Genomic DNA, 25,350 nt, shown 5'->3' with positions numbered 1-25,350 from the left:
AAACCGGGGTGGTTCCACAGGCGCGGAAAAGCGGCGCAGGGCTTCTGCGCCGCTCCCGACTGGCTATATCTCCAGGTCAGAGACTGAAATCAGCCTTCGACCTTGATCGAGTCGATGACTTCTTCGATCTGCTTGCGCAGGTCGTCCGACAGCGGTGCGGACCCGGCGGAATCGGCAGCGGACTTCTGTCCCTCTTCCGAGACCACGAACTTCTCCCAAGCCTTGACCATGTCAACGGTCTCCTGGTCCTTGTAGGACGAGCAGACGAGGTGGTAGGAGACGAGCACGATCGGGTAGGCGCCGGACTCGGTGGTGTCGCGAGCCAGGTCGAAGGCGAGGTCGCCTTCGCTGCGGCCTTCGACCTTCTCGGAGGCGTCGACGACCTTGGTCGCGGCTTCCGGGGAGAGCTCGACGAACTCGTCGCCGACCTTGACCTTGGCGGTGGAGAGCTCGCCGACGGCCGAGGCATCCGCGTAGCCGATGGCTCCGTCGGTGTCGGAGACGGTCTGGATGACACCGTCGGTGCCCTGCGCAGCCTCGCCGCCGTACTCCTTCGGGAAGTTGCCGTCGACCTCGGCGTCCCAGTCCTTCTCGGCGGTGGCCTTGAGGTACTCGGCGAAGTTCTCCGTGGTGCCCGAATCATCGGCGCGATGAACGGCGGTGATCTTGAGGTCAGGCAGCTCGGCATCCGGGTTGTCGGCCTTGATGGCCTTGTCGTTCCAGTTGGTGATGTCGCCCTTGAAGATCTTTGCGATCGTTTCGGGGGAGAGGTTGAGCTCGTCGACGCCCTTGACGTTGAAGGTCACGGCGATGGGGGAGATGTAGACGGGGAACTCGTAGGCTCCGTCGGCGCCGCAGGCTTCCTCTCCGGCCTTGACCTCGTCGTCGTCGAGGTGGGCGTCGGATCCGGCGAACTGCGCGTTGCCGGCGAGGAACTGTTCACGGCCGGCACCCGATCCGTCGGGGGAGTAGTTGACGGTCACGCCGGAGTTCTGCGAGGTGAAGTCCGCTGCCCAGGCATCCATGGCCGCCTTCTGCGAGGAGGCGCCGATGCCGGTCAGGGTGCCCTGCAGGTCACTGCTGCCGCCGGAGGCCTCTTCGCCGGTGGCGGACTGTCCGCCGCAAGCCGAGAGGGTGATGGCGCCGACCGCGAGGATCGCAGCGGAGGGGGCGAGATGCTTCATCTTCACGAAGATGCCTTTCATGTTTGTGGACACAGCTCGAGAGTTCTCGATTGCTCGTCATCCACGCTAAGGATCACGCGTGAAGTGCAAGGAGTTGAAACGTGAATGGAAGGTGAATGAGGGGCGAAGGGTTGGAACCGCTGTGAGTGCTCGATCACAGACTCCGTCGGTTTCATGAAAGGATCATTGTCGGGACCGGCATTCCCCCGCCGAGGCGGCCCGCCCAGTACGCGTCCAATTCCGCCGAGGCGGCCGCCCGATGCGCGTGTGCGCCCGTGAGGTTCGTCGATCCCTTGTTTCCGGTTGGTGCTGATTCTTAAGGTCTCCTCTACGACCAGACACGTGCCCCGACGGGGCGCCGTGAACCGACCTGCCGCTGGAGGCACACATGCTCGAACAGAATCGCTATGTCCTCGGAGAATCCGAGACCGAACACTCACGTTTGCGCGACCAATCCGTCGTTTTGGACCCATTGACCAGACAGCTGCTCATCGAAGCGGGAATCACCGAAGGCATGAGCGTGCTCGACATCGGCACGGGTGCCGGAGACGTCGCGGTCATCGCCGCCGACCTCGTCGGCCCGGACGGGCACGTGCTCGCTGTCGACCGCAATCCCGAGGCACTCGAGGGGGCCCGAAATCGGCTGGGTCACCGGCCGGAGATCGAATTCGCCGAGGCGGACCTCGGCGCACTCGACCTCGACGGAGAATTCGATGCGATCGTCGGCAGGGCCGTGCTCATGCACCTGCGCAGCCCCGTCGAGGTCCTGGAGCGACTCGGCCGGCATCTGCGCCCCGGTGGTCTGCTGGTCATGCACGAACTCGATACGACTCATGACTGGGCGAGTGTGGACACCCCGCTGTTGGAACGCGTGAGAAGCCTGATCCTGCAGACCTTCGAATCGCTCGGAGTCCACAGCCGGATGGGACGTGATCTCTTCGCGGCGTATCGTTCCGCTGGACTGCCCGACCCGCATCTGACAATGAGTGCCCCGGTGGGCGGAGGAGAGGAAGCGCCCAGCTTCGGTTGGGTGAATGCCCTGACCGCTCTGCTGCCGTACCTCGAGCAGCAGGGGATTGTGACCGCAGACGAGCTCGGAATCGACTCGCTCACGCAGCGGCTCAGCGACGAACTGGACGCCGAGGACGCCACGCTCCTCGGGCCGGTCATGTACGGCGCGTACTGCACCGTCGACTGAGAGCAGTCCCGTCAGCTGTCGATGGGGCGGACTCAGCTGTCGATGGGGCGGACGCGTTCGATCTCGACGATGCGCGGCACAGGTCCGGGGCGCACATAGGCGATGAGGACCTCACCTGGCTTGAGGTACGGATCGTCCTTCGGCAGCTTCGCTTCCACACGTTTCGGGGCATGAGCGGCATAGACGGAGAAGACCGTCGGCAGCACCGGCCGGTGCGTGCAGTAGATGACGGGTTTGCCCTTCGCCAGCAGCTTCTCGATATAGCGGGCGGTCTTGTCCGGGTTCGCAGCGGTGGCCTTCTCGCTGAGCGTCGACACCTTCTTGATCGACTTGCCCGTCGCCGCCGACAGCGGAGTCAGCGTCGCCACGCAGCGCTTCCACGGACTCGAGACGAGCTTGCGGGCGCCCCAGGCTCCCAGCAGCCCGGTCAGTGCCATGGCCTGTCGGGTGCCGAGTTTGAGCAGAGGCCGCACATGCTCGGTTTCGTACCACTTCGCACGCGGGAACGCCTTCCCGTGGCGGACGAGGATGAGCGGCCACGCCCGCAGCGCGTCCGTCTCGGCGAACTTCTCCAGCGCATCGAGCTGTTCCCGGTCCGCGAACGACGTCAGCTTCGAACGGGCCTTGTCGACAGGGAACCAGCCGGCGGTGTCGACCTCTCGCTTGTTCACCGGGGCGAATTCCGCTTCGTCCTTGACCTCGGCCGACCAGTAGAAGACCTTCTTCAGCGTGTTCTTGCCGACCGTGTACTCGGCCGACGGCAGAGGGATGCCGAGGTGGATGTCGAACCCCGTCTCCTCCTTGACCTCGCGGATCGCGGCCTCCGGCAGGGTCTCACCCGGATCGACCTTGCCCTTGGGCCACGACCAGTCGTTGTACTTCGGGCGGTGGATGAGCACCACCTCGAGACCTTTCGGACCGTGTCTCCAGCAGACGGCCCCGGCGGCAAGGACATCGGCGGTGACGCGCGATGACGCCTGTGCCGAGGCGACCTCGGACCGGCTCACGCCTCATCCCCGATTCGCCGACGCTTCCGGTGCCGACGGATGAGCTCCGTCTGATAGTCGGCGAGGATGCTGCCCTCGTCGTCGTGGGTCCGCCGGGTCCATCTCCCGTCCCCGGCCAGATCGAACGCCGAGGTGGTCGGGGCGAAGACGAGATCGAAGAGTTCGATGATCTCCGCCCGGTGCCCGTCATCGACGATCTGCACGAGCGCTTCGACCCGACGGTCGAGGTTGCGGTGCATCATGTCGGCCGAACCGATGTAGACGATCGGGTCGCCGTTGTTGCCGAAGACGAAGGAACGGGAGTGTTCGAGGAAGCGTCCGAGCACGGATCGCACCGTGATGTTCTCGCTCAGACCTTCGATGCCCGGGCGCAGGGCGCAGATTCCGCGGACGAAGACTTCGACGGCGACCCCGGCCCGGGATGCCCTGTAGAGGGCGTCGATGATGGCTTCGTCGACGATCGAGTTGACCTTGATCCGCACCTGCCCCTGCCCGCCGGACTGTGCGATCGCGATCTCGGAGTCGATGAGGTCGATGAGTCCGGTGCGCACTGTGCTGGGGGCGACGAGGAACCGTGAGTATTCGGACTTCGGCGCGTAGCCGGAGAGCTGGTTGAACAGCTTAGTCAGATCATCGGCGACGGCCCGATCACGTGTCAGCAGCCCGAAGTCCTCATAGCCGCGGGCGGTCTTCGGGTGATAGTTGCCGGTGCCGACGTGACAGTACCGGGCCAGACCGTCAGCTTCCTGACGGACGACGAGGGAGAGCTTCGCATGGGTCTTGAGGCCGACGATTCCGTAGACGACGTGGACGCCGGCGCGCTCGAGCTTACGAGCCCAGGTGATATTGGCCTCCTCGTCGAACCGGGCCTTGATCTCGACGACGGCGAGCACCTGGATGCCGGCCTGTGCGGCATCGACGAGGGCGTCGATGATCGGCGAATCCCCGGAGGTGCGGTAGAGCGTCTGCTTGATCGCCAGCACGTTCTTGTCCGACGCCGCCTGTTCGAGGAAGGCCTGCACGCTCGTGGAGAACGAATCGTAGGGGTGGTGCAGGAGGATGTCTCGGCTGGCCACCGCGTCGAAGACGTCGACCTGGTCGCTGGATTCCCGCAGCGACAGGTCCTTGTTCATCTGCGGAACCATCTTCGGATAGTGCAGGTCATCGCGCGGGACATCGGCGATATCGGACATGCCGGACAGGTCCAGCGGACTGGGCAGGTGGTAGATCTCCGAGTCGTGGATGCCCAGTTCGTCCTTGAGCATCTCGAGGACGCGGGGGTGGATGTTCTCTGTGATCTCCATCCGCACGGCCGGACCGAAACGCCTGCGCAGCAGCTCCTTCTCCAGAGCCTTGAGCAGGTTCTCCGCATCGTCCTCTTCGACCTCGAGGTCCTCGTTGCGGGTGACGCGGAAGGTCGAATGGTGGACGATCTCCATGCCGTCGAACAGAGTCCCGAGGTGTTCGGCGATGATGTCCTCGAGGGCGACGAAGCGGGCCGGGACGTCGCGTCCGGCGGGCCGGTCGGTCGCCTCGGCGACATTGAAGAACCGCGGCAGGCGCGGGGGAACCTTGACGCGGGCGAAGAACTCCTTGCCCGTCTCCGGCGACCGCAGGAGCACGCCGAGGTTGAGCGAGAGACCCGAGATATACGGGAACGGGTGGGCCGGATCGACGGCCAGTGGGGTGAGGACGGGATAGACGTGGCCGAAGAAGAATTCGTCGACGCGGTGCCGCTCATCCTCGGTGAGGTCCTCGACCTGGACCTTCGTGATCGATTCCGCGTCGAGGCGGGGACCGATATCGTCCTTGAGCAGGGCCGCATGCCGGCTCATCAGCTCGAATGCCCGCACCCCGATATCGTGCATGACCTGCGCGGGCATGCGGCCGGTGACGCTGGGGACGGCGAGACCGGTGTTGATGCGGCGTTTGAGACCGGCGACGCGGACCATGAAGAACTCGTCGAGGTTGGTCGCGAAGATCGAGAGGAACCGGACGCGTTCGAGCAGCGGGATCTCCGGATCCGAGGCGAGATCGAGGACGCGTTCGTTGAAGGCCAGCCAGCTGAGTTCACGATCGAGGAAGCGATCTGCCGGGTCGGGCAGTCCCAGCTCCTTACCCGAAGCCGCGATGTCGTACAACGCTCTACTCCTTCTCGTCCGTCGACGCCGTGCTCGCAGATTCAGTGCCGGCGACCTTTGCGGAGGCCGGTGCATAGGCCACGTGCGCGACCGCGACATGGAAACCCAGTCGCTCGTACAAGCCTAGCGCCGGGGCGTTGTCCGATTCGACGTAGAGTTCGATCGTTTCGGCACCGGCGGTCACCATCCGCCGCATTCCCTCGACCGTCAGCGCCTTGCCCACGCCCTTGGCGTGGATGCGCGGATCGACGCCGACGACATAGACCTCGCCGAGGCGGCCCTCATCATCCGTGTCCGTGATCTTCGTCTGGTGGAATCCGATGACCTTGCCATCGCGGGCGGCGATGATGAAGGTGGTCGGGTCGAAGTCCGCAGCGGTGACGACGGCTTCGATATCGGCGCGGGTCTGGCCGCCCTGTTCGGGATGCCAGTCGAAAGCGGCGTTGTTCACGGTCAGCCAGCCGTCCTCATCGCCGGGAGCGAAGGAGCGGATCTCGACTCCGTCGGGGCTCTGCGTCTCGGGGAGGCCGTCGAGGCGCAGACCGGTGTCGGTGCGCATCTGATAGAGCACTCGGTCGCGGCCGAGGCCGTGCTTCTGTGCGAGGTGAGCCGCGGCCGGATGGTCGCCGTGCGACCAGCACCAGGCTTCGGGCTCTTCGTCGAGGATCGTTCTCAGCAGCAGTTCGCCGAGGCCCTGACCGCGATGGTCGGGGGCGATGAGGAATTCGGCGGCGTGACGATCCCCCTGCAGGGCGCGGATTCCGAATCCGATGAGCTCGCCGGCCGCGTCTTTGCCGGCGGAGTCGGAACCGTCTGCGTCGTCGGCAAAGACGCGCCAGACGCTCGAGGCGGTCTGCGCCTCGTGGGCGGTGTCCTCACCGGTTGCGACGGCCATGAGCCCGCCGGAGATCTCGGGGGCGCCGTCGGTGGCCGCCACGTCGTCGAGGACCTTCAGCTCATCCTCGGTGAGGGTGTCGATCGGGGTGGAGGTGATTGCTCCGCTGGCCTGGATTCTCATACCGTCACGTCCTCTGAATCTGTGTCTGTGACGCTGTCGGCGCTGAACCGGTAGCCGACGTTGCGCACGGTGTGGATGGCGTTCTCAAGGTCTTTGCCGAGTTTCGCACGGAGGCGGCGAACATGCACGTCAACGGTGCGGGTGCCGCCGAAGTAGTCGTCGCCCCACACGGCGAGCAGGATGTCGTCGCGGGTGAAGACGCGTTCGGGGTGCATGGCGAAGAACTTCAGCAGGGCGAACTCGCGGTAGGTCAGGTCGAGGCTGCGACCGCCGAGCTCGGCGGTGAACGCTGTCTCGTCGATGCGCAGGTCCCCGGTGACGACGACCATCGGTTCGCCATCGGCATTCCACATTTCCTCGCCCGTGTCGCCGAGGCGGCCGGACGAACCGGGCCCGCCGCCTCGGGAGGTGCCGACGGGGCCGCGTCCGGTGCGAACCGGTCCCCAGCCCCCGGCGACGCCCTTCGCGCCGAGCCGGCCGGACCCGGCATGCAATCCGTCGGGGAATCCGCTGCCGGAATGAGCTGACGAGGATGCGGCGTGACGGTCACGGGCCACGCGCAGCCGCGCTTCCACCTCGGCGGGGCCCGCAGTGGTGAGGATGAGGTCGGACACGTTCCATTTCGCCGAGGCGGTCGCCAGTCCGCCCTCACCGAGGACGACGATGACGGGGGCGGTGATCCGCGCCTCGGCGAGGAGGTCGGAGATGCGCGGGGCCAGGGACAGATCGAGGCAGGCGTCGGCGATGACGACGTCGACCGCGGCGGATTCGGCCCGGCGGCTGGGCAGGTCCTCGGCGGCGCAGCGGTCGATCTGGTGACCGAGGTACTGCAGGGATTCGGGAGCCAGCGGGGCGTCGAGCCTGGCGGTGGGGCAGATGTGCAGAATCCGCATGTGCTGCCTCCACCTCCTCGGCGCCCGTCGTCTGAGGAAGATTATAGCGAGGCCCCGGCCGGGGCTGCTCCGACGCGCTGCCACCGGTGGTTACCGCGGGTGTCGCCGGATAAGGCACGATAGTGCTGTGATCAGATGGATTCGAGTTGCCGTCGCCCTGGTGCTGGTGTTGGCCCTCAGTGCCTCCGTGTACTGGGGCTATACGCTGTTCCTGCTGGCGACCGGACTCATCGTCTTCGGCGTCGCCTATGGCTGGCCGCGCCTGACGGACTCCCCGCAGCCGCGGGCGACGTCGATCATGCTCGCCCTCTTCGGCGTCGGCGGACTCTACGCCGCCTGGCACGACTCCACGGCTCCCTACCTCGACTGGCTGCCCGTGCTCGCGGGCCTCGGTCTGCTGTGGACCTTCGTGCAGAACCTCACCCGCGGAATCGGTGCCTCCTATGCGGTGGCGAACGTGTCCGCGCAGGTCTCCGGTCTCGTCATCGTCCTGTCCGCGAGCACCTGGGTTGCGGCGATCACGGTCCCCGGTGACAAGGAGGCCATCGTCATCGGCCTCGCCTCGCTCATCGTGGCGCAGTGCATGACCGCGCTGCCGTGGCCGGCGATCTACACCTCGCCCTTGGCCATCGCCATGTCCACGGCCGTGGCGGGGATCCTCTCGGTGCTCGTGTTCGCATCGGCGATCTCCCTGGCCACTGCGCTCATCCTCGGCGTCGTCATGGGGCTGCTCGTGGCGGCGGTCGACCGGATGCTCGGGCTCGTCGCCTATGCGAAGTTCCAGGCCGCCAACCTCGAGGCCTCACAGAACATCGAGGTGAAGAAGAACGTCGAGAAGGCCCGGAGCTTCGCCGTTCAGCTCGCACTCGGCGCCGCCCCGATCGCACTCGGCGGAGTCGTCGTCTACGCCCTCGAACGCGTCGCTTCCTGATCTGGGCTGAATGCACATCACTTTGTCAGGAACTGTAGACTGGGAGCATGGAAAATCTTGTTGCTCTCGAAATCGTCTTCTCCACCCTCGTCGGCATTGCCGCTCTCGGCGCCCTGGGTGTCGGGATCAAGGTCGTCACGGCGCTGTTCAAAGACAACCGCTGATCCCTGATGGTGATCGAACTCGATGTCTCGGTCCATCCCGAGCTCGTCCCTCTGTCCTGGCTGATCGGGTCGTGGGAAGGCGTCGGTGTCGTCGGCTATGCGGACACTCCTGAGAAGCAGTTCGGCCAGCGCATCGACTTCGTTGCCCATGAGGGCACGCCCTTCCTCCAGTACACCGCGCATGCGTGGCTGCTCAGCGAGTCCGGTGATCTCGAGTCGACCCTGACTCTCGAGACCGGAATCTGGCAGCTCGTGCGTCAGCACGACGACGGCGACGTCGGCCCGGGGATGATGGTGCCGACCGAACCGCAGTCCTTCACCTCGGCCGCAGCGGTCGAAACCCTGCGCACGAACGACGACGCCTTCGAGATCGAAGCCGAGATCGTTCACCCGCACGGAGTCATGGAACTCTACGCCGGAACCGTCAAAGGACCGCGCATCGATCTGGCCACCGACGTGGTGGCCAGGACCAAGACCGCGAAGGAGTACACCGCCTCGACGCGGATGTACGGCCTCGTCGGCGGCGAACTCATGTGGGCCTGGGACATGGCAGCCAAGGGCCACGAACTCGCCTCCCACTCCTCTGCCAGATTGAAGAAGCTGTCTTAAGATGACTGATCCCGTGTCGCCGAATTCTGACTTCAACGATTCGCCGTCGCCGGAGAACACCGACACCCCCACCGAGGCGGTTCGGCGCTCGTCGCTGGCCCGCGGGCTGAGCTCGACCGCGGTGCTCGGGGCCGGCGACCTCGCCGAGACGCCCATCCACTACGGAGCTCCACTGCGTGAGCAGCGCGTGCTCGCGGAGAAGGACGGTCTCGTCGACCTCGCTCATCTCCGCGTGCTGCGTCTGAGCGGACCCGACCGTCTGACCTGGCTGAACTCGATCACCACGCAGAAGATCGACACCCTGGCCCCCGGCGTGTCCACCGAAACCCTCGTGCTCGATCCGAACGGTCGCATCGAGGGCTGGCTGAAGCTCGTCGACGACGGTGAGGCGCTGTGGGCGATCAGCGACCTCAACACCGATGCGACTCTGGACTTCCTGCGCAAGATGGTCTTCATGATGCGCGTCGAGATCGAGGACCTCAGCGACGACTATCAGTGCTTCGGTGCCATCACCGCTCTGCCGGAGGCCCTGCCCGTCACCCGGACCTGGTCCGATCCGTGGCCGCATATCGGAAGCGGTTCGGCCTCCTACGCGCAGATCGACATCGGGCACGACGTCGCCGGAACCGACCACCCGGGTCTCGAGACTCCGTTCGTCATCGGCATCGTCAAGCGCTCTGACTTGCAGGGGCTGTCGGCGAACGGCTTCGACATGGCCGGCTTCGACGCCTGGGAGGCTCTGCGGATCGCCGCCTGGCGACCGGGTCGAAATGAAATCGATCACAAGGCCCTCGTCGGCGAACTCGACTTGCTGCGCACGGCCGTGCACCTGGCCAAGGGCTGCTACCGCGGTCAGGAAGCGGTGGCGCGCGTCCACAATCTCGGTCAGCCGCCCAGGCGCCTGACCTTCGTCCATCTCGACGGGTCCGGGCACATCGCCCCGGATCCCGGCACCGAGGTGCTTGCCGAGGTCCGCGGATCCGAACGATCTGTTGGCAGTCTGACCTCGGTGACCGTGCACTGGGAGCTCGGACCGATCGGTCTGGCCGTGGTCAAACGGAACCTGGCCCCCGAGGCGCAGCTGAGCTTCGAAATCGGCGACGGCGAACGCGTCATCGGTGCTCAGGAGACGATCGTCGTGCCGATGCGCGAGCACGAGCGCGTGCTTCCGGAACGGAACAGGGACGTCGACGCCCGCAGTCAGAACCGCTGATTACCGGGAGCGTCGGGTACGCTGCCGGTACCGTAGGTGGTCTTCGGTGTCGACGGTCTGACTAGGGGATTCGACGGTCGGTGAACGGCTGCGGATTTCGTACCCGAACTGGACCGAATCCGCGCGTTCGTCTCTCCATTGCGGGCGGTTCTGCTCAGCCCTCGGACGGCAAGTGACAAAAAGCGTCGATTGCCCCTATTCTTCCCCTTATGACAGCTTTGGAAATTGGCGGCGAAGCTCTGCCGCAGGAACGTAAGATCGTCACCGAGATTCCGGGACCGAAGTCCCGTGAGATCGAGGAACGTCGCAAGTCAGCCGTGGCGACCGGTGTCGGTTCGAGCCTGCCCGCCTACGTGGTTGCGGCCGGCGGCGGCATCCTCAAGGACGCCGACGGCAACCAGCTCATCGACCTCGGCTCGGGCATCGCCGTGACCACGGCCGGCAACGCGAACCCCCGAGTGGTCGAGGCCGCGAAAGCCCAGCTCGAGGCCTTCACCCACACCTGCTTCATGGTCAACCCCTACGAGAGCTACGTCGAGGTCGCCGAAGCCCTCAACCGCCTCACCCCGGGTGACCACGAGAAGCGCACCGTGCTGCTCAACTCCGGTGCCGAGGCCGTCGAGAACGCTGTGAAGATCGCTCGCGCCCACACCGGTCGCGACGCCGTCGTCGTCTTCGACCATGCCTACCACGGTCGGACCAACCTGACCATGGCGATGACTGCGAAGGCAGCGCCCTACAAGGCCGGCTTCGGTCCCTTCGCCGGTGAGGTCTACCGCGCACCTATGTCCTACCCGTACCGCGACAACGATGCGGCGGGCACGAAGATCAGCGGTGAGGACGCGGCCAAGCGCGTCATCACGATGATCGAGAAGCAGATCGGCTCCGAATACGTCGCCGCGATCGTCATCGAACCCATCCAGGGTGAGGGCGGCTTCATCGTCCCGGCCGAGGGCTTCCTGCCCACGCTCGTCGACTACGCCCGCGAGAAGGGCATCGTCTTCGTCGCCGACGAGGTGCAGGCCGGATTCGCCCGCACCGGCAAGATGTTCGCCTCCGAGTGGGAGGGCATCGTGCCCGACCTCATCACCACGGCCAAGGGCATCGCCGGCGGTCTGCCGCTGTCGGCCGTGACCGGTCGCGCGGACATCATGGACTCGGTCGGACCGGGCCGCCTCGGCGGAACCTACGGCGGCAACCCCGCCGCATGTGCCGCCGCACTCGGCGCCATCGCCTCGTACGAAGAGGACGGACTGCCCGAGCGTGCCCTGGCCATCGGCGAGACCATCGTCGACCGCCTGACGAAGCTGCAGTCGAAGTACCCCGAGGTCGGCGATATCCGCGGCCGCGGTGCCATGATCGCCGCAGAGTTCGTCGAACTCGATTCGATCGAGCCGAACCCGGATCTCGTGAAGAAGATCGCGGACTACTGCGCGAAGAACGGCGTCCTCGTGCTCACCACGGGAACCTTCAGCAACATCCTGCGCTTCCTGCCGCCGCTGACGATCTCCGACGAGCTGCTGAACGACGCATTCGATGTCATCGAGGCCGCCCTCGCCGAACTCCTCGGCTGACCCGACCCTCATCCCAATTACTACCTGACGGCGGCCCAGCAACCTCGCGCGAGGTTGCTGGGCCGCCGTCAGGTAGTTCGGGGGAGGCAGTTGTAGCACAATAGAAGCCATGACTTCAGAGATCGACAGCGCGACCGGCACGTCAGCGGGCGTCCCGGCCCGAGTGTGGCAATTCCTTCGAGGGCCTCGCTTCATCGATCTGCCGATCCGTCTGCTGGCCCTCATCATGGGGCTGACGATCCTCGTGCCCGGGTCCTTCGAGATCACCGAACCCCGCTACGCAGGCCTGCTCATCCTCGCCTACGGACTTATCGTCTTAGCCGGCTTCCTGCCGCTGAGCATCGTCATCGCGACGACCGGACTGGGCATCGCTTTCTCCATGCTTTACCCGGACCTGGAGAACATGTTCCCCGAGGCGCTCATCCTCGCCACCGCGGTCCTGATCAGCCGCCGCCGCTGGATCGGCTTCGCGCTGGGCACCGTCGGACTGGCCGTCTACCTCGGCGCATCGACCCGACTCGGATCCTATGACGCCGGCTTCGAAGGGTTCACCGACCTCGGCTACGGCTGGCTGACCTACTCGATCCTCGGCCTGTGTGCGTCCTTCGTCGAAGCTCGAATCCGCAGTGAGATCGACCGCCGCGAACGCGCCGCCGTCGACCACCAGAAGTCACTCGATGCCATGCGCGCCCGGTTCACCAGCGATATGCACGACACCATCTCGCACTCGCTGACCACCGAATCCGCGATCATCCGCACCCTGGCGAAGGAAACCGATTCCGAGACCGCGGACCGCCTCCTCGCCGAGTTGGCGCTGGTCAACGCCGAGGCCACGAAACGGCTCCGACAGCTGGTGACGAGCCTGAGCAGGTGGGAGACCGAGGCCTGCACCGGGGACTCCGCCACCTCTCGGGTCCGGTTCCGCGCCGAGGCGGAGCAGCTGACGACCGCGATCGAAGACGGGTGTGCGGCCGGTTCCGTTCCGCTGACCACTGAACTCTCCCCGCTGCCGACCCACGCGACCGGCACCTTGTCACACCATTTCCGGGCCGTGATGCTCGAGCTCGCCACGAACGTCATCCGCCACTCCGTTCCGGGCACCCCCGCCACCCTCGCCGTCGAAATGCGAGGTGAGCGCGGTGACCGGGCCGAACTGCTCTGCCGCAGCACGAACGAATCCCCGACGGTCCTGACCCAGGCGCCGCGGTCGCTGTCCCGCCGGGCCACGGCCGTGGGCGGCGTCTGCCGGGTGGACGAGGATGAACGGAGGAGAACCGTCGTCGAGGTGGCCCTGCCGATCCGTTTCGTCTCCCCGTCCGCGCCGGCTTCCTCGAAATCGGATACCGCGCGGTCTTCCTCGAACGCGGGCATGATCGACGTCGTCGATGACGACTTCGACACCAGCGCCGAGGCAACAGGTTCGTTGCCAACCTCTGCTGAGGCGGCCGCCACCGACGCCCCCGACCGACTCACGAGCACGGACTCCGCTGGTTCCGACCTCTCGGGCGTGGAGACCTACCGCCTCAGCAACGGCAGCCACAGCAACGGCAGCCGCACGAAGGGCGGCCGGGACAAGGTCGACGCCTGATGACGTCACACTCCCACGCGGCCCCGTCCCGGACCTCGGAGGCGCCCCCTCATGTGAGACCGGAAGCGACCACGCCGCAGGCCGGCCACGACATGACCCCTGACTTCGCCGCACGCACCTCCGTACTCGTCGTCGATGACGATTCGTGGACGACACGAGCGGTGGCGGCGGCGCTCGATGATTCGGGTTCCTTCCGTGTCCTCGACCCCGTCCACTCCGGGGAGGAGGCCATCGCCGCCTTCGACGCCGAACGTCCTGACCTCGTCCTCATGGACGTCAACATGCCGCCGGGAATGAGCGGCGTCGATGCGACGGCTGCGATCATGGACCTCGACCCCGAAGCCCGCGTCGTGCTCCTGACGACCGTGTCTCCCGGTCCGGGAATCGCCCGCGGGCTCGAAGCCGGCGCACTCGCCGTGATCAACAAGTCGGCCGGGGAGAGGGAACTCGTCTCGATCGTGCGGGCCGCCTCGGCGGGGGAGAGCCCCGAACTGCTCAGAGGGTTGGCCGAGGACATCGTCATCAGCGGTGACCCCCTGCCCGACGCCCCCGACGCGGCACCGCAGCTGACCGCCCGCGAGATGGAGCTGCTCACCCTGCTCTGCCAGGGCCACAGCTACGAGGAGATCGCCGCCGACCAATCGGTGGCCATGTCCACCATGAAGTCGCACGCCCGCAACCTGCGCCTCAAACTCGGGGCGCGCAATCTCGCCCAGCTCGTCGTCCGCGCCCTCCAGTTCAAATTCTTCTCCCCGGAATGATCCACCCCCGCCGAGGCGGCTGGCTGATTCGACTCACCCCCGCCGAGGCGGCTGACCCGTCCAGTTGATCCCACCCCGCCGAGGCGACCGGTTCCGTTGGCGCAGACCCTCCCGACCACGGTCGGTCGTTGACTACAGTGGGAGCATGACCGACACCGCGAGTCCGCGACTGTCCCGCCTGATCCGGGACACGGAGGGGTTCCTCCTGCCGCTGACGGAGGTGGCCGACGACGTCGCGGTCGCGCGAGTCGAATTCGGTTTCGACCTGCCAGCCGCTTCCACAGAGCCGTCGGCCGCAGCGCTCACTGCACCACGCGCCGATCAGCGCACCACTGCGCACACGTCCGCGCCTGCCGGGGCCGCCGACCACGGCTCCGTGAACGGGACCGTCGTCCTCGTCACCGAACCGGTGCGCAGCCCTGCCGGACTCGATTCCGTGCTGACCGACTATGCGGGAGCCGCCGCCCTCGTCGTCCCGCCCGGAACGCACAGTCACCTCGGTGACGGGGCCGACCTGCGGGGGAGTGTGGGCCGGGCTCCGGTCCTCCTCGAACGATCGCCGCATGTGACGTGGTCGGAGATCCTCGTCCATCTGCGACAGCTCATCGAAGGGGCGACGAGCGCCCTGGCCTGGCCTGATGTCGACGACCTCAGCGCCCTGGCCGCCGTCATCGCCGAAACCACGGGCGCGTCGATCACGATCGAGGACCCGGCCTCGCGAGTGCTCGCGCATGCGAACCTCGGCGACGAACTCGATGAGATCCGTCGCGAGACGATCCTGTCCGGGGCCATTCCCGACTGGCGGATCGCCGAACTCGAGGAATCCGGGTTCCTCGACACGATCCGTCGTTCCACCGATGTCGTCGAACGTCCCGCCGAAGGCACATCACCGGCTCGATCGGTCATCGCCCTGCGCAGCGAGGGCGAACTCATCGGGACGATCTGGGCGGCCTACCCGGCCGAGGTCGACCCCGAACCGCTGCGCGAGGTGCTGCGCGACGCCGCTCGCGCGGCCCTGCCCGTGATGCTGCGGACCCTGCGCCGGTCACCGTTCGAGAAGCGCATCCGCCGGGAGGCTCTCGGCGGGATCCTCGCCGGTTCGGCCGATCTCGGGCCGTCGGCGACCCTGTTGTCGCTGCCGTTCTCGGGCAGCTTCTGCGTCCTTGCCTTCACCGAGGTGGCCCCCGACCGAGAGCCCGTCCTGCGGTTCCATCTGCGGGCTGCCTTCGCCGATGCCGTGCTCGCGCACGTGAGCTCTGCCGGTGCCGCACACGCCGGACATGGTTCTGTCCCTGTCGGCCCGGCAGATGTCAGCATGGGTCGATCCGGAACCGGGGAGCGGGTCCACCTCGCGGCATTGGTGCAGATGAACGAGCCGATGAACGCCGAACAGGTGCGCGATCACGTCATCGCCGCTCTGCGCAGGTCCCTGCCGGCGACGGAGACCCTGTGCTTCGGGGTCGGCACTCCGGTCGATCGGCTCGATGCCGTGCACCGGTCGTGGACCGAAGCCGCATACGTCGTCGACGCCGTGCAGGCCGTCACCGAGGCGGGTCCTGGCGCGGACGACGATCAGGACGTGGACCCGACCCCACAGAAGAGCTCGGGTACGCGCGCAAGTCCGAGTGCTCACGGCCGAATCGTCGGGGCGACCATCCGCGACGTGGCAGCGAGGGTCGTGGGTCTGCAGGTCGCCGATACGCTGCTGGCCGCAGATGAGCGCGTGATCGGCGGAGGGCCCGGACCGGCCGACGGGCGAGCGCTCACCGGCCAGCGGACTCCGTCGGGCGCCGGAGTGCTTGGTCCGGCACAGGCGCTGGCCGCTCACGACGGTCAGCACAACGGCAGCCTGCTCGAGACCCTGCGGGTCTACTTCGCCACGGTCGGCAACTCGGCCGAGGCATCCCGCCGGCTTCATGTGCACACGAATTCGCTGCGACACCGCCTCGGCCGGATCGAGGAGATCACCGGACTCTCAACGGCGGAACCGGCCGAACGGCTCTGGCTCGAACTCTCCGTGCTCGCTCACGACCGGTCGTGAGAAACCTACAATCAGCCCCCGCGAACGTTGGCGAATTATCGTGCGTTCTTCGAGGTCAGCCGTCCTAAAGTGACAACAGATCTCGAACAAAGGACGTTATGCCCAGTCATCACCATGCGATTCCGAACCGTCGCGCCCGAGCAATCCGAACGATCGCGGAGAACAGCGTGTCGCCTCACCACTCAGCCGCTCCCGCACAGTCGGCACATGCCTCCACGCAGTCGGATTCGGCTCCTGCACAGTCGGATTCGGCGCCCACACTGCCGGCAAACGCCTCCGCGCAATCGGACTCCGTCCCCGCGCTGACCGATGAGGCGGCCGTGCTCGGACTCATGGACCTCGACTGGGTCGACACCGCCTTCGACCGGCTGACCTCGGCGTTCGAAACGGACCGCGAGGTGCTCCACGCAGTGGCGTGCAAGGCGGTGCCGCTGCCGTCGCTGCTGCGTCGGTTCGCCGAGGCGGGAGCCGGCTGCGAGGTCGCCAGCCCCGGCGAACTCGAGCTCGCCCTCTCGGCCGGGTTCGCCCCCGATCGCATCGTCTTCGACTCCCCGGCCAAGACCTGGGCCGAACTGTGCCGCGCCGTCGACCTCGGCGTCTCGATCAACGCCGACAACTTCGACGAACTCGCCCGCCTGGACACGATCTTGGCGGATCGAAACAGCACGGCCGCCACGGCCGCCTCGGCGAAGATCGGAATCCGCATCAATCCGCAGTCGGGCACGGGCGCGATCGGCGCCCTGAGCACCGCCACCGAAACCTCGAAATTCGGTATCGGACTCGCCGACCCGGGCGCCCGGGAGGCCCTCATCGAGGCCTACCTCGCTCGCCCATGGCTGAGCCAGATCCACGTCCACTCCGGCTCGCAGGGCATCAGCCTCGACAAGGCCGCCGTCGGAATCCGCGCCGCCGTCGACCTCGCCGAGGAGATCAACTCCCGTGCCTCGGCCCGCCGGATCACGCGCATCGACATCGGCGGGGGACTGTCGGTGAACTTCGACGGCGAGGACATCACCCCGACCTTCGCCGACTACCGCTCGGTGCTCGAAGAGGAGGTGCCGGGCCTGTTCGACTTCGACATCGTCACCGAATTCGGCCGCGCTCTCCTCGCCAAGGCCGGCACCATCCTCACCCGCGTCGAATACGCGAAGACCACCGGCGGGCGCCGGATCGTCATGACCCAGGCCGGTGTCCAGGTCGCCACCCGCACCGCCTATGCCCCGAACGACTGGCCCCTGCGGATCCTGCCGTTCACCCCGGACGGGAACCCCAAGATCGCCGAGGAGGCCGGCACCGAGATCGTCCCGACCGACGTCGCCGGGCCCGCCTGCTTCTCCGGCGACCTCCTGGCCCGGGATCGGATGCTGCCGCGTCTCGATGCAGGTGACCTCGTCGCCATACCGGAGACAGGCGCCTATTACTTCTCGAATCCGTTCTCCTACAATCTGCTCCCGCGGGTGCCGATCTTCGGCTACCGCACTGCTCCTGACGGCGGCATCGAGTTCAGCATCATCCGCCGCGGGCAGACGATCGCTGAAATCCTCGCCGAGGCGGGCGAGACCGAGCTGCGCCCGCTGAGTCCGGACAACCGTGCGCTCAGTCCGTACGACCGCGGGCTGAGCCAGGCGAGCCGCGGGCTGAGCTCGGACGGCCGTGCGCTGAGTTCGGATAACCGCGAAACCGCTGCCGAACCCCTTGCCCACGGCAGCTGATTTCGAGTCGCCTGTGGCATCTGCACAGTGACCGGCAGGCATATTTGTGTGTTGTTGTGCCGTTTTCACGTCACTTCGAACGTAGAGTGATGGAGAACACATCTGCTCTGACCCGGGAGAACACCCCGATTCACCTGGGTCAGGGGAGGACAAGTGAATCACCGCACGAGAAGAAAGACGAAGATGTTCACTTCACACTCACTGCGCAGAGGCTGGCAACGGTGCCTGGCCGGAGTCGCAGCACTCGCCCTTGCCGGATCGATGGCGACCTCCCCGGCGCAGGCCGCCACCTCGGAGGCTCCGGCCTCCGAGAACGTGCTGCGGATCGCCACCGACGGTTTCATCGACTCCTTCAACCCGTTCACGTCCTTCTACCTCGTGCCGACGAACACCTTCCGGTACATGTACGAGAACCTCGTGGCCAACGACGCCAAGGACGGTTCGATCACCGAGGGGCTCGCCACCGAATGGAACACGGACTCCGAGGGCAAGGTCTGGACCTACACGATCCGTCCGGACATGAAATGGTCCGACGGTGAACCGCTGACCTCGAAAGACGTCGCCTGGACCTACAACCAGATGATGGAGAAAGAAGAGATGGCGGTGGCCAACGGCAGCCTCGTCGAGAACTTCGACAAGGTCGAGGCCCCCGACGACGGCACCGTCAAGATCACTCTGAAGAAGCCGCAGGCGAACAACCCCGGCCAGGAGATCCCCGTCGTGCCCGAGCACGTTTGGTCGAAGATCGACAAGCCCGGCGAATTCAAGAACGACGAGAAGTCCGTCGGCTCGGGGCCCTTCCAGCTCGAGAGCTACGAGGCGAACAAGTCGATCACGCTCAAGGCGAACCCGAACTTCTGGCGCGGCAAGCCGAAGCTCGACGAGATCCAGTACCGCTACTACACGAACTCCGATGCGCAGGTGCAGGCGATCCGCTCCGGCGAAGTCGACTTCATCACCGGGCTCAGCCCCGACCAGTTCACGGCGCTGGAGAACGCGGACAACGTCGAACTCAACGACGGCAACGGCCGCCGCTTCAACGGAATCTCCATCAACTCGGGCGTCGCCGACGCCAAGGGCAAGGAGTTCGGCACCGGCCACGAGGCGCTGGGGGACAAGAAGGTCCGCCAGGCAATCCGCGCCGGCATCGACACCGAGACCCTGCGCAAGCAGGTCATGCAGGACTATGCGCAGCCGGCCACGAGCTTCATCCCCGCCGTCTACCCGGACTGGGCACTCAAGTCCGACAACTCCGTCATCAGCGGGTTCGACGTCGACAAGGCGAAGAAGCTCCTCGACGACGCCGGCTGGAAGGAAGGATCCGGCGGCATCCGCGAGAAGGACGGCGAGAAGCTGCAGCTGCGCTTCCTCACCGACGCCGACATCCCGACGGAGCAGAGCACCGCGAAGTTCCTCAAACCGTGGATGAAGGACATCGGAATCGACCTGAAGAACGAATCGACGGACGCCGACACCGAGTCCGAACGCACCACCAAGGGCGACTACGATATGTATTTCTCCGGCTGGTCGATCAACCCCGATCCCGACTACCAGCTGAGCATCAACACCTGCGGTCAGCGCCCTGATGCCGAAGGCAACGGCGGCACCAGCCAGGACGGCTGGTGCAACAAGGAATTCGACAAGCTCTATCAGGCTCAGCACGTCGAACTCGACCAGGCCAAGCGTCAGGACCTCGTGCAGAAGGCCCAGGCCATCCACTACGAGGAGGCTCCCTCGGTGACGCTGTGGTACCCGAACCAGCTCGAGGCCTACCGCTCCGACCGGTTCGACAACTTCACCAAACAGCCCAGCGACGGCGGTGCCATCGCCAACCAGGTCGGCTACTGGGGCTACTCCTCGGTCGAACCCGTCAGCGAAGAGGAAGCCACCGGCGGCGGAATGGGCGCAGGAGGGTGGATCGGCATCGCGGCAGCGGTCATCGTCGTCCTCGGCGGAGGCGGCTGGCTGCTCAGCCGTCGCAAGAAGTCCGACGACCGCGAATAGTCCCCACACCCACAGTCCGGGTGCCGCGCCATCCGCACCACCTGCGGCACCCGGACTCACGGGCCAGTCCGCACCACCCGCGGCACCCGGGCCCACGGGCCCGTCCCCACCACCTGGAGCACCACAGTGAGCACACCCACCCACGATCCCCAGTCCGGGGATCGCCCTGACCGAGGAACTGGCACGGCGAACCCGGGCACCGACCCCACGAACCCCAGCCCCGCCTCGGCGAGGGGAACCGCGGCAACCGCCGACGCGAATTCCGCCGACGCGGCGAACCCTGCCGACGCGAACCCCGCCGACGCGAACCCTGCCGACGCGAACCCCGCCACCGTCGATATGGACGAACCACCGGCCGGCGGATCGTTCACCCGCTACTTCCTGCGCAAGCTCGGCGGGGCCGCGACCTCGATGGTCCTCGTCATCGTGCTCGGCTTCTTCGCGTTCCGGATGCTGCCCGGCGATCCCGTGCTCAAGATCGCGAAGGAACGGCCGATGTCCCCGGCGCAGATCGCCGAACTGCGCAGCCAGTACGGACTCGACAAACCCGTGATCGTCCAGTTCTGGGACTACCTCGTCGGCATCGTCAGCGGCGACCTCGGCGAGTCCTACGTGTACCGGAAGTCCGTGTCGGCGCTCATCGGCGAATACCTCGGCCCGACCCTGCTGCTCACCGCCACCGCGGCCGTCATCGCCATCGTCCTGGGCCTGTGGCTCGGACAGATCTCGGCCTGGCGCCGCAACACCCTGTTCGACAAGCTCGCCTCCTCGACCTCGCTGATCTTCTGGTCCGTGCCGACGTTCTGGCTCGGCCTCATCCTGCTCATGATCTTCGGCGGCACCCTCCAATGGCTGCCCACCGGCGGCATGATCACCCCCGGCCTCGACCCGTGGTCACCGGCCGGAATCATCGACGTCATCAAACACCTCATCCTCCCCGTCGTCTCGCTCGTCGCCGTCGTCTATGCGCAGTTCCTCATGATCATGCGCGCCTCCCTGCTCGAGGAGATGAACGAGGACTACCTCACGACCGCCCGCGCAAAAGGACTCACCGAGGATGAGGTCCGCCGCCGTCACGCCGTGCCCAACGCGCTGCTGCCGACCGTCACCGTCGTCTTCCTCCACATCGGCGGACTCATCGCCGGCGCCGTCACCGTCGAAGCCGTGTTCTCGTGGCCGGGACTGGGCAAACTCACCTTCGAAGCCATCCGCGGCCCCGACCTGCCGCTGCTGCAGGGCACCTTCGTCGTATTCTCGGCGATCATCATCGTGATGAACCTCGCCGCCGACATCGTCTACCGATTCCTCGATCCCCGCGTCAGGAGGGCCTGATGAGCGCGAACACCCCCGCCGAGGCGGCCCCCGACCCCTCATCGAACGAACCGAATCCGCGTGGTTCGGAGACACGGGGATCCACCCCCGCCGTCGACGGCGCGAAGCTCGTCCGCGAACGCCGCCTGAACAACGCGAAGAAGAACTGGGCGCTCTTCCGCTCCGACGTCCCGGCGCTCATCGGCGCCGTCGTGCTCCTCTTCTTCATCGTCATCGCGATCGCCGCACCGCTCATCGCCCCGGCCTCGATGCTCGATGTCACGAAGCAGCTCGACGTGCCGCGCTATGCCCCGCCGAGCCTCGACCACCCCTTGGGCACCGATGACCTGGGACGGGAGCTGTGGGTGCGCATCCTCTGGGGAGCGCGCGTGTCGATCCTCGTCGGCGTCGCAGCGACCGTCATGTCGATGATCATCGGCACCATCATGGGCCTGGCCGCAGGTCACTTCACGGGACTGTTCGGCGGCATCATCATGCGCATCGTCGACTTCTTCATCGTCCTGCCGTCCCTGCTTCTCGCGATCGTGCTCTCCTCCGTTCTCGAGCGCGGAGTCTTCACGATCGTCGTCGCCATCGGACTGACCTCATGGGCGTCGACCGCACGGATCGTGCGCTCACAGACGTTGAGCGTCGAATCTCGGCTCTACATCGAAAGGGCGCGCATCCTCGGTGCCGGTCATTCCCATATCCTGTTCCGTCACCTGCTGCCGGCGGTGATGCCGCTCGTGCTCGCGAACACGACGCTGACCGTCGGTGGGGCGATCATCGCCGAATCGACGCTGTCGTTCCTCGGCCTCGGGGACACGTCGAAGGAATCGTGGGGGACGATCCTCAAGAACTCGATGGACGTGTCCGCGGCGACCTCCGGCTACTGGTGGTACGTGCTCACCCCGGGCATCGCGATTCTGCTCGTCGTGCTCGCCTTCACGATGGTCGGGCGCGCATTCGAGGCCATCATCAACCCTGCCCTGAGGAGCCGCTGATGACCGATCTGCAATTCGAGAATGTCTCGATCACCTACCGCTCCTCATCCGACCGCGGCGACGTCGTCGCCGTGGAAGACGTCAGCCTCGACCTGCCCGCCGGTGCCACCCTGGGCATTGCGGGGGAGTCCGGGTCGGGGAAATCGACCCTGATCATGTCGGCTCTGCGCCTGCTGCCGAAGTCGGCTCGCCTCGACGGGCGGGTCCTCCTCGGCGGGCAGGACATCCGGGAGCTGAGCTTCGGCCAGATCCGCGCGGTCCGGTGGGCGCAGGCCTCGATCGTGTTCCAAGGCGCCTTGCACTCTCTCAACCCCGTCCGCGAGGTGGGAAGCCAGATCATCGAAGCCCTCGAACACCACTCGAAAGGCACGTGGACGACCCCGCAGAAGCGCCGCGACCGGATGTTCGAACTCCTCGCCGAGGTCAACCTCGAGGCGGCGAAGTCGACTGCGTATCCGCACGAGCTCTCCGGCGGGCAGAAGCAGCGCATCATGATCGCCATGGCGCTCGCCTGCGAGCCCGATATCATCATCGCCGACGAACCGACGACTGCTCTCGACGTCATCGTGCAGAAGCAGATCCTGTCCGGCCTGGCCCGCCTCGTCGCCGAACGCGGAATCTCCCTGCTGATGATCAGCCACGACCTCGCCGTGCTCTCGGCCGTGTGCGCGAATCTCGCGATCATGCGCCACGGCCGCCTCGTCGAATACGGACCCAGCGACGAAGTGTGCCTGTCTCCGCAGGAGGACTACACGAAGCAGCTGGCCGGTGCGTTTCCGCAGATCGGGGACCCCGAATCCCGGCTGAATCCCCGGACGCAGCGGCCCGCCGAGGTGGCCCGGGCTGAACCGTTCACCATGACGGATGAGGTGGTGCTCGAGGCGAAGGACCTCAGTGTCGCCTTCGACACCCGGCGGGGTCGTGAACGTGCGGTGCGCGGTGTGGATCTGCAGCTGCGGAAGGCGGAGATCCTCGCCGTCGTCGGCCAGTCCGGTTCGGGGAAGACGACTCTGGCGCGGTCGCTGCTCGGTCTGCAGGAGGTGGAGGCGGGTTCCCAGCTGTCGTTCGCGGGCAAGGCTCTGCCGAAGAAGGCGAAGGCGCTGCGAGCATTCCGGCGGAAGGTGCAGATGATTCTGCAGGATCCGGCCGGATCGCTCAATCCCAAACGCAGCGTGTACGAGGCCGTGGTCGAGGGCCTGAAAGTGCAGGGGATCAGGGACCGGGAGTACGAGAGGGTCATCGGCGCGCTCGAAGCCGCCGAGCTCACCCCGGCCGAGGACTATCTCGAGTCGATTCCGCAGGAGCTCTCCGGCGGACAGCGGCAGCGCGTCGTCATCGCCGGCGCCCTGGCGCTCGACCCGCAGGTGCTCATCGCCGATGAACCCGTGGCGTCGCTGGACGCCTCGGTGCGCGGGGAGATCCTGTCGCTGTTCCTCGCGCTGAAGAAGAACTTCGGGATGAGTGCGCTCATCATCACCCACGACCTCGGCCTGGCCTGGAACATCGCGGATACGGTGGCGGTGATGAAGAGAGGGGAGATCGTCGAATACGGTGAGGTCGACAGGGTGCTGTCCGATCCGCAGCACGAGTACACGCAGGAGCTGCTCGCCGCGGTTCCCCGACTGGGAAGTCAGAGTCTGGTGAGGAATGAGTAAGTCGGAGTTCGTTGAGTCCAGGCGCGACGGTGCGTTCGGGTCTGTCGGCGCGGGGGAGCCGAGCCCATATCTCGATTCTGCGCCGCTGGCGCCTGGTGACACCGTTCGCCTCATCGCGCCGTCCGGGCCCACCGACGAGGAATCGCTGCAGCGAGCCATCGCCCAGCTCGAATCCTGGGGGCTGCGCGTTGTGCCCGGTGAGAACATCCGCGCCCGCCATCCAAGGGTGAAGTACCTCGCCGGCACGGATGCCGAGCGCCGGGCCGATCTCGTCGACGCGTGGTGCGATCCGGACACGGACGCGGTCATCGCGTTGCGTGGCGGCTTCGGAGCCATGCGCTTGCTCGACGGCATCGACTTCGACCTCATGCGCCGGCACATGCTGCGCCGCGACGGCCGTCCCAAGCTGCTCACCGGCTCCTCGGACATCACCGCACTCCACCAGGCCTGGGACCACCACCTCGGGGTCGCGACCCTGTTCTGCCCGATGGTCGGTAATGATCCGTTCAAGAACTCGACGGTCGTCCCCGACGAGGTGGCCTCGTGGCTGTTCCATCTCTGGGGCGGCCGCGAACTCGGCTTCCCCGCAGAGGCCTCGGCGGGGGCTGCCGCTGCGGCTGCGGCGGACAAAAATAGGTCACCATCGGATACTTTCGGCGCCGAAAAGTCTCCGAAAGCGACCACTTCTTTCTCGGAGGCCGTCGACCCGTCGCTTAGGTGGTCGAAATGGTCGCAGAAAACCGCTGGGGACGTGACCATTTCGACCACCCACGACTGTGCGGCTGAGGACACCGCCGAGGAAGAGGCGCCCCGCCCGCTCAGCCGGGCGCAGACGTTGGTTCCGGGGTCGGCGAAGGGCCGCCTCGGCGGGGGAAATCTCAGTCTCATCGCCGCTGGGATGGGCAGTCCCGAACTCATCGACGTGCGGGAACGACGCGACCGTCGGGGTCCGAGCATCCTCATGCTCGAAGACGTCGACGAAGAGCTGTACCGGCTCGACAATCTCATGGTGCAGCTGGTCCGCGGTGGGTGGTTCACCTCGGCGGATGCGGTGGTGCTCGGCTCGTGGGAGGACTGCGCTCCCGTCCACGAGGTGGAAGCGCTGATGATCGACTACCTCGGCGGTCTGGGAATACCGATCGTGTCGGAGATGGGCTTCGGCCACGATCCCGATGCGCCGAGTGCCCCACTCGGTGTCGACGTCACACTCGAGGCAGAGGCCGGGGAGCGCCCGCGGCTGTGGGTGGATCGCGCGGATGAGCAGGCATGACGGTGCCGACTCAAAGGGGTTCTCACCGCTTCGCGAGTAGGCAGACATGAACGAAACGAGATTGACAGGAGC

At 66.4% G+C, this 25,350-nt stretch carries 19 protein-coding genes; 14 read left to right on the top strand and 5 right to left on the bottom strand.

Annotation, left to right across the window (positions count from 1 at the left end):
* Positions 1-89 precede the first annotated feature (89 nt).
* Positions 90-1,190 (bottom strand): phosphate ABC transporter substrate-binding protein PstS, encoded by a 1,101-nt coding sequence (pstS, locus tag AC3CD9_RS12490; RefSeq protein ID WP_488367549.1) that lies wholly within the window; start codon positions 1,188-1,190, stop codon positions 90-92.
* Positions 1,191-1,572: 382 nt separating this feature from the next.
* Here pstS and AC3CD9_RS12485 point away from each other — a divergent pair, with 382 nt between their 5' ends.
* Positions 1,573-2,382 carry a methyltransferase domain-containing protein gene (locus tag AC3CD9_RS12485; protein ID WP_488364159.1) on the top strand — a complete coding sequence of 270 codons (810 nt, stop codon included), beginning with the start codon at positions 1,573-1,575 and terminating at the stop codon, positions 2,380-2,382.
* Between the two features lie 32 nt (positions 2,383-2,414).
* Here the strand turns inward: AC3CD9_RS12485 and AC3CD9_RS12480 are convergent, their stop codons facing one another.
* Genes AC3CD9_RS12480 through AC3CD9_RS12465 form a run of 4 tightly spaced genes read right to left on the bottom strand, consistent with a single transcriptional unit; the run spans position 2,415 to position 7,441 of the window.
* Positions 2,415-3,389 (bottom strand): NUDIX hydrolase, encoded by a 975-nt coding sequence (locus AC3CD9_RS12480; protein WP_488364158.1) that lies wholly within the window; start codon positions 3,387-3,389, stop codon positions 2,415-2,417.
* Positions 3,386-5,530, bottom strand: a complete 2,145-nt coding sequence (locus tag AC3CD9_RS12475) for an RNA degradosome polyphosphate kinase (protein WP_488364157.1) — start codon at positions 5,528-5,530, stop codon at positions 3,386-3,388. Before AC3CD9_RS12475 ends, AC3CD9_RS12480 begins: the two co-directional genes overlap by 4 nt.
* 4 nt (positions 5,531-5,534) lie before the next feature.
* A complete protein-coding gene (gene mshD, locus AC3CD9_RS12470) occupies positions 5,535-6,548 on the bottom strand; it encodes a mycothiol synthase (RefSeq protein ID WP_488364156.1) in 1,014 nt (337 codons plus the stop codon).
* Positions 6,545-7,441: a winged helix-turn-helix domain-containing protein gene (locus AC3CD9_RS12465; RefSeq protein ID WP_488364155.1), complete on the bottom strand. Its 897-nt coding sequence runs from the start codon at positions 7,439-7,441 to the stop codon at positions 6,545-6,547. Before AC3CD9_RS12465 ends, mshD begins: the two co-directional genes overlap by 4 nt.
* A 127-nt stretch (positions 7,442-7,568) precedes the next feature.
* Between AC3CD9_RS12465 and AC3CD9_RS12460 the strand changes: the two genes are divergently transcribed.
* The 13 genes from AC3CD9_RS12460 to AC3CD9_RS12400 all read left to right on the top strand — a co-directional run bounded on the left by AC3CD9_RS12460 (position 7,569) and on the right by AC3CD9_RS12400 (position 25,278).
* Positions 7,569-8,372, top strand: a complete 804-nt coding sequence (locus tag AC3CD9_RS12460; protein ID WP_488364154.1) for an ammonia permease — start codon at positions 7,569-7,571, stop codon at positions 8,370-8,372.
* Between the two features lie 173 nt (positions 8,373-8,545).
* Complete coding sequence (locus AC3CD9_RS12455; RefSeq protein ID WP_488367548.1) at positions 8,546-9,145, top strand: heme-binding beta-barrel domain-containing protein; 600 nt, start codon at positions 8,546-8,548, stop codon at positions 9,143-9,145.
* A 1-nt stretch (position 9,146) separates the two neighbouring features.
* Entirely contained in the window at positions 9,147-10,358 is a 1,212-nt protein-coding gene (gene ygfZ, locus AC3CD9_RS12450) for a CAF17-like 4Fe-4S cluster assembly/insertion protein YgfZ (protein ID WP_488364153.1), read from the top strand.
* Positions 10,359-10,567: 209 nt separating this feature from the next.
* Positions 10,568-11,932: a 4-aminobutyrate--2-oxoglutarate transaminase gene (gene gabT / locus AC3CD9_RS12445; RefSeq protein WP_488364152.1), complete on the top strand. Its 1,365-nt coding sequence runs from the start codon at positions 10,568-10,570 to the stop codon at positions 11,930-11,932.
* 109 nt (positions 11,933-12,041) lie between these two features.
* On the top strand, positions 12,042-13,520 hold the full coding sequence (locus AC3CD9_RS12440; RefSeq protein WP_488364151.1) for a sensor histidine kinase: 1,479 nt from the start codon (positions 12,042-12,044) through the stop codon (positions 13,518-13,520).
* Positions 13,521-13,573: 53 nt separating this feature from the next.
* On the top strand, positions 13,574-14,281 hold the full coding sequence (locus AC3CD9_RS12435) for a response regulator transcription factor (RefSeq protein WP_488364150.1): 708 nt from the start codon (positions 13,574-13,576) through the stop codon (positions 14,279-14,281).
* A gap of 145 nt (positions 14,282-14,426) precedes the next feature.
* Complete coding sequence (locus AC3CD9_RS12430) at positions 14,427-16,322, top strand: PucR family transcriptional regulator (protein ID WP_488364149.1); 1,896 nt, start codon at positions 14,427-14,429, stop codon at positions 16,320-16,322.
* 167 nt (positions 16,323-16,489) lie between these two features.
* Complete coding sequence (locus AC3CD9_RS12425; protein WP_488364148.1) at positions 16,490-18,034, top strand: type III PLP-dependent enzyme domain-containing protein; 1,545 nt, start codon at positions 16,490-16,492, stop codon at positions 18,032-18,034.
* Positions 18,035-18,217: 183 nt separating this feature from the next.
* A complete protein-coding gene (locus AC3CD9_RS12420) occupies positions 18,218-20,038 on the top strand; it encodes an ABC transporter substrate-binding protein (protein ID WP_488364147.1) in 1,821 nt (606 codons plus the stop codon).
* A gap of 126 nt (positions 20,039-20,164) precedes the next feature.
* On the top strand, positions 20,165-21,370 hold the full coding sequence (locus tag AC3CD9_RS12415) for an ABC transporter permease (protein ID WP_488364145.1): 1,206 nt from the start codon (positions 20,165-20,167) through the stop codon (positions 21,368-21,370).
* Positions 21,370-22,353: an ABC transporter permease gene (locus AC3CD9_RS12410; RefSeq protein ID WP_488364144.1), complete on the top strand. Its 984-nt coding sequence runs from the start codon at positions 21,370-21,372 to the stop codon at positions 22,351-22,353. The genes AC3CD9_RS12415 and AC3CD9_RS12410 overlap by 1 nt, the downstream gene beginning before the upstream one ends.
* Positions 22,353-24,008, top strand: a complete 1,656-nt coding sequence (locus AC3CD9_RS12405; RefSeq protein ID WP_488364143.1) for an ATP-binding cassette domain-containing protein — start codon at positions 22,353-22,355, stop codon at positions 24,006-24,008. Before AC3CD9_RS12410 ends, AC3CD9_RS12405 begins: the two co-directional genes overlap by 1 nt.
* Entirely contained in the window at positions 24,001-25,278 is a 1,278-nt protein-coding gene (locus AC3CD9_RS12400; protein WP_488364142.1) for a S66 peptidase family protein, read from the top strand. The genes AC3CD9_RS12405 and AC3CD9_RS12400 overlap by 8 nt, the downstream gene beginning before the upstream one ends.
* Positions 25,279-25,350 lie beyond the last annotated feature (72 nt).

The sequence above is a fragment of the Brevibacterium sp. MGP-B1 genome, assembly GCF_057766545.1.
Note: the sequence above shows the minus strand (reverse complement) of the source record. Positions and strands in the feature narration are given on the sequence as shown.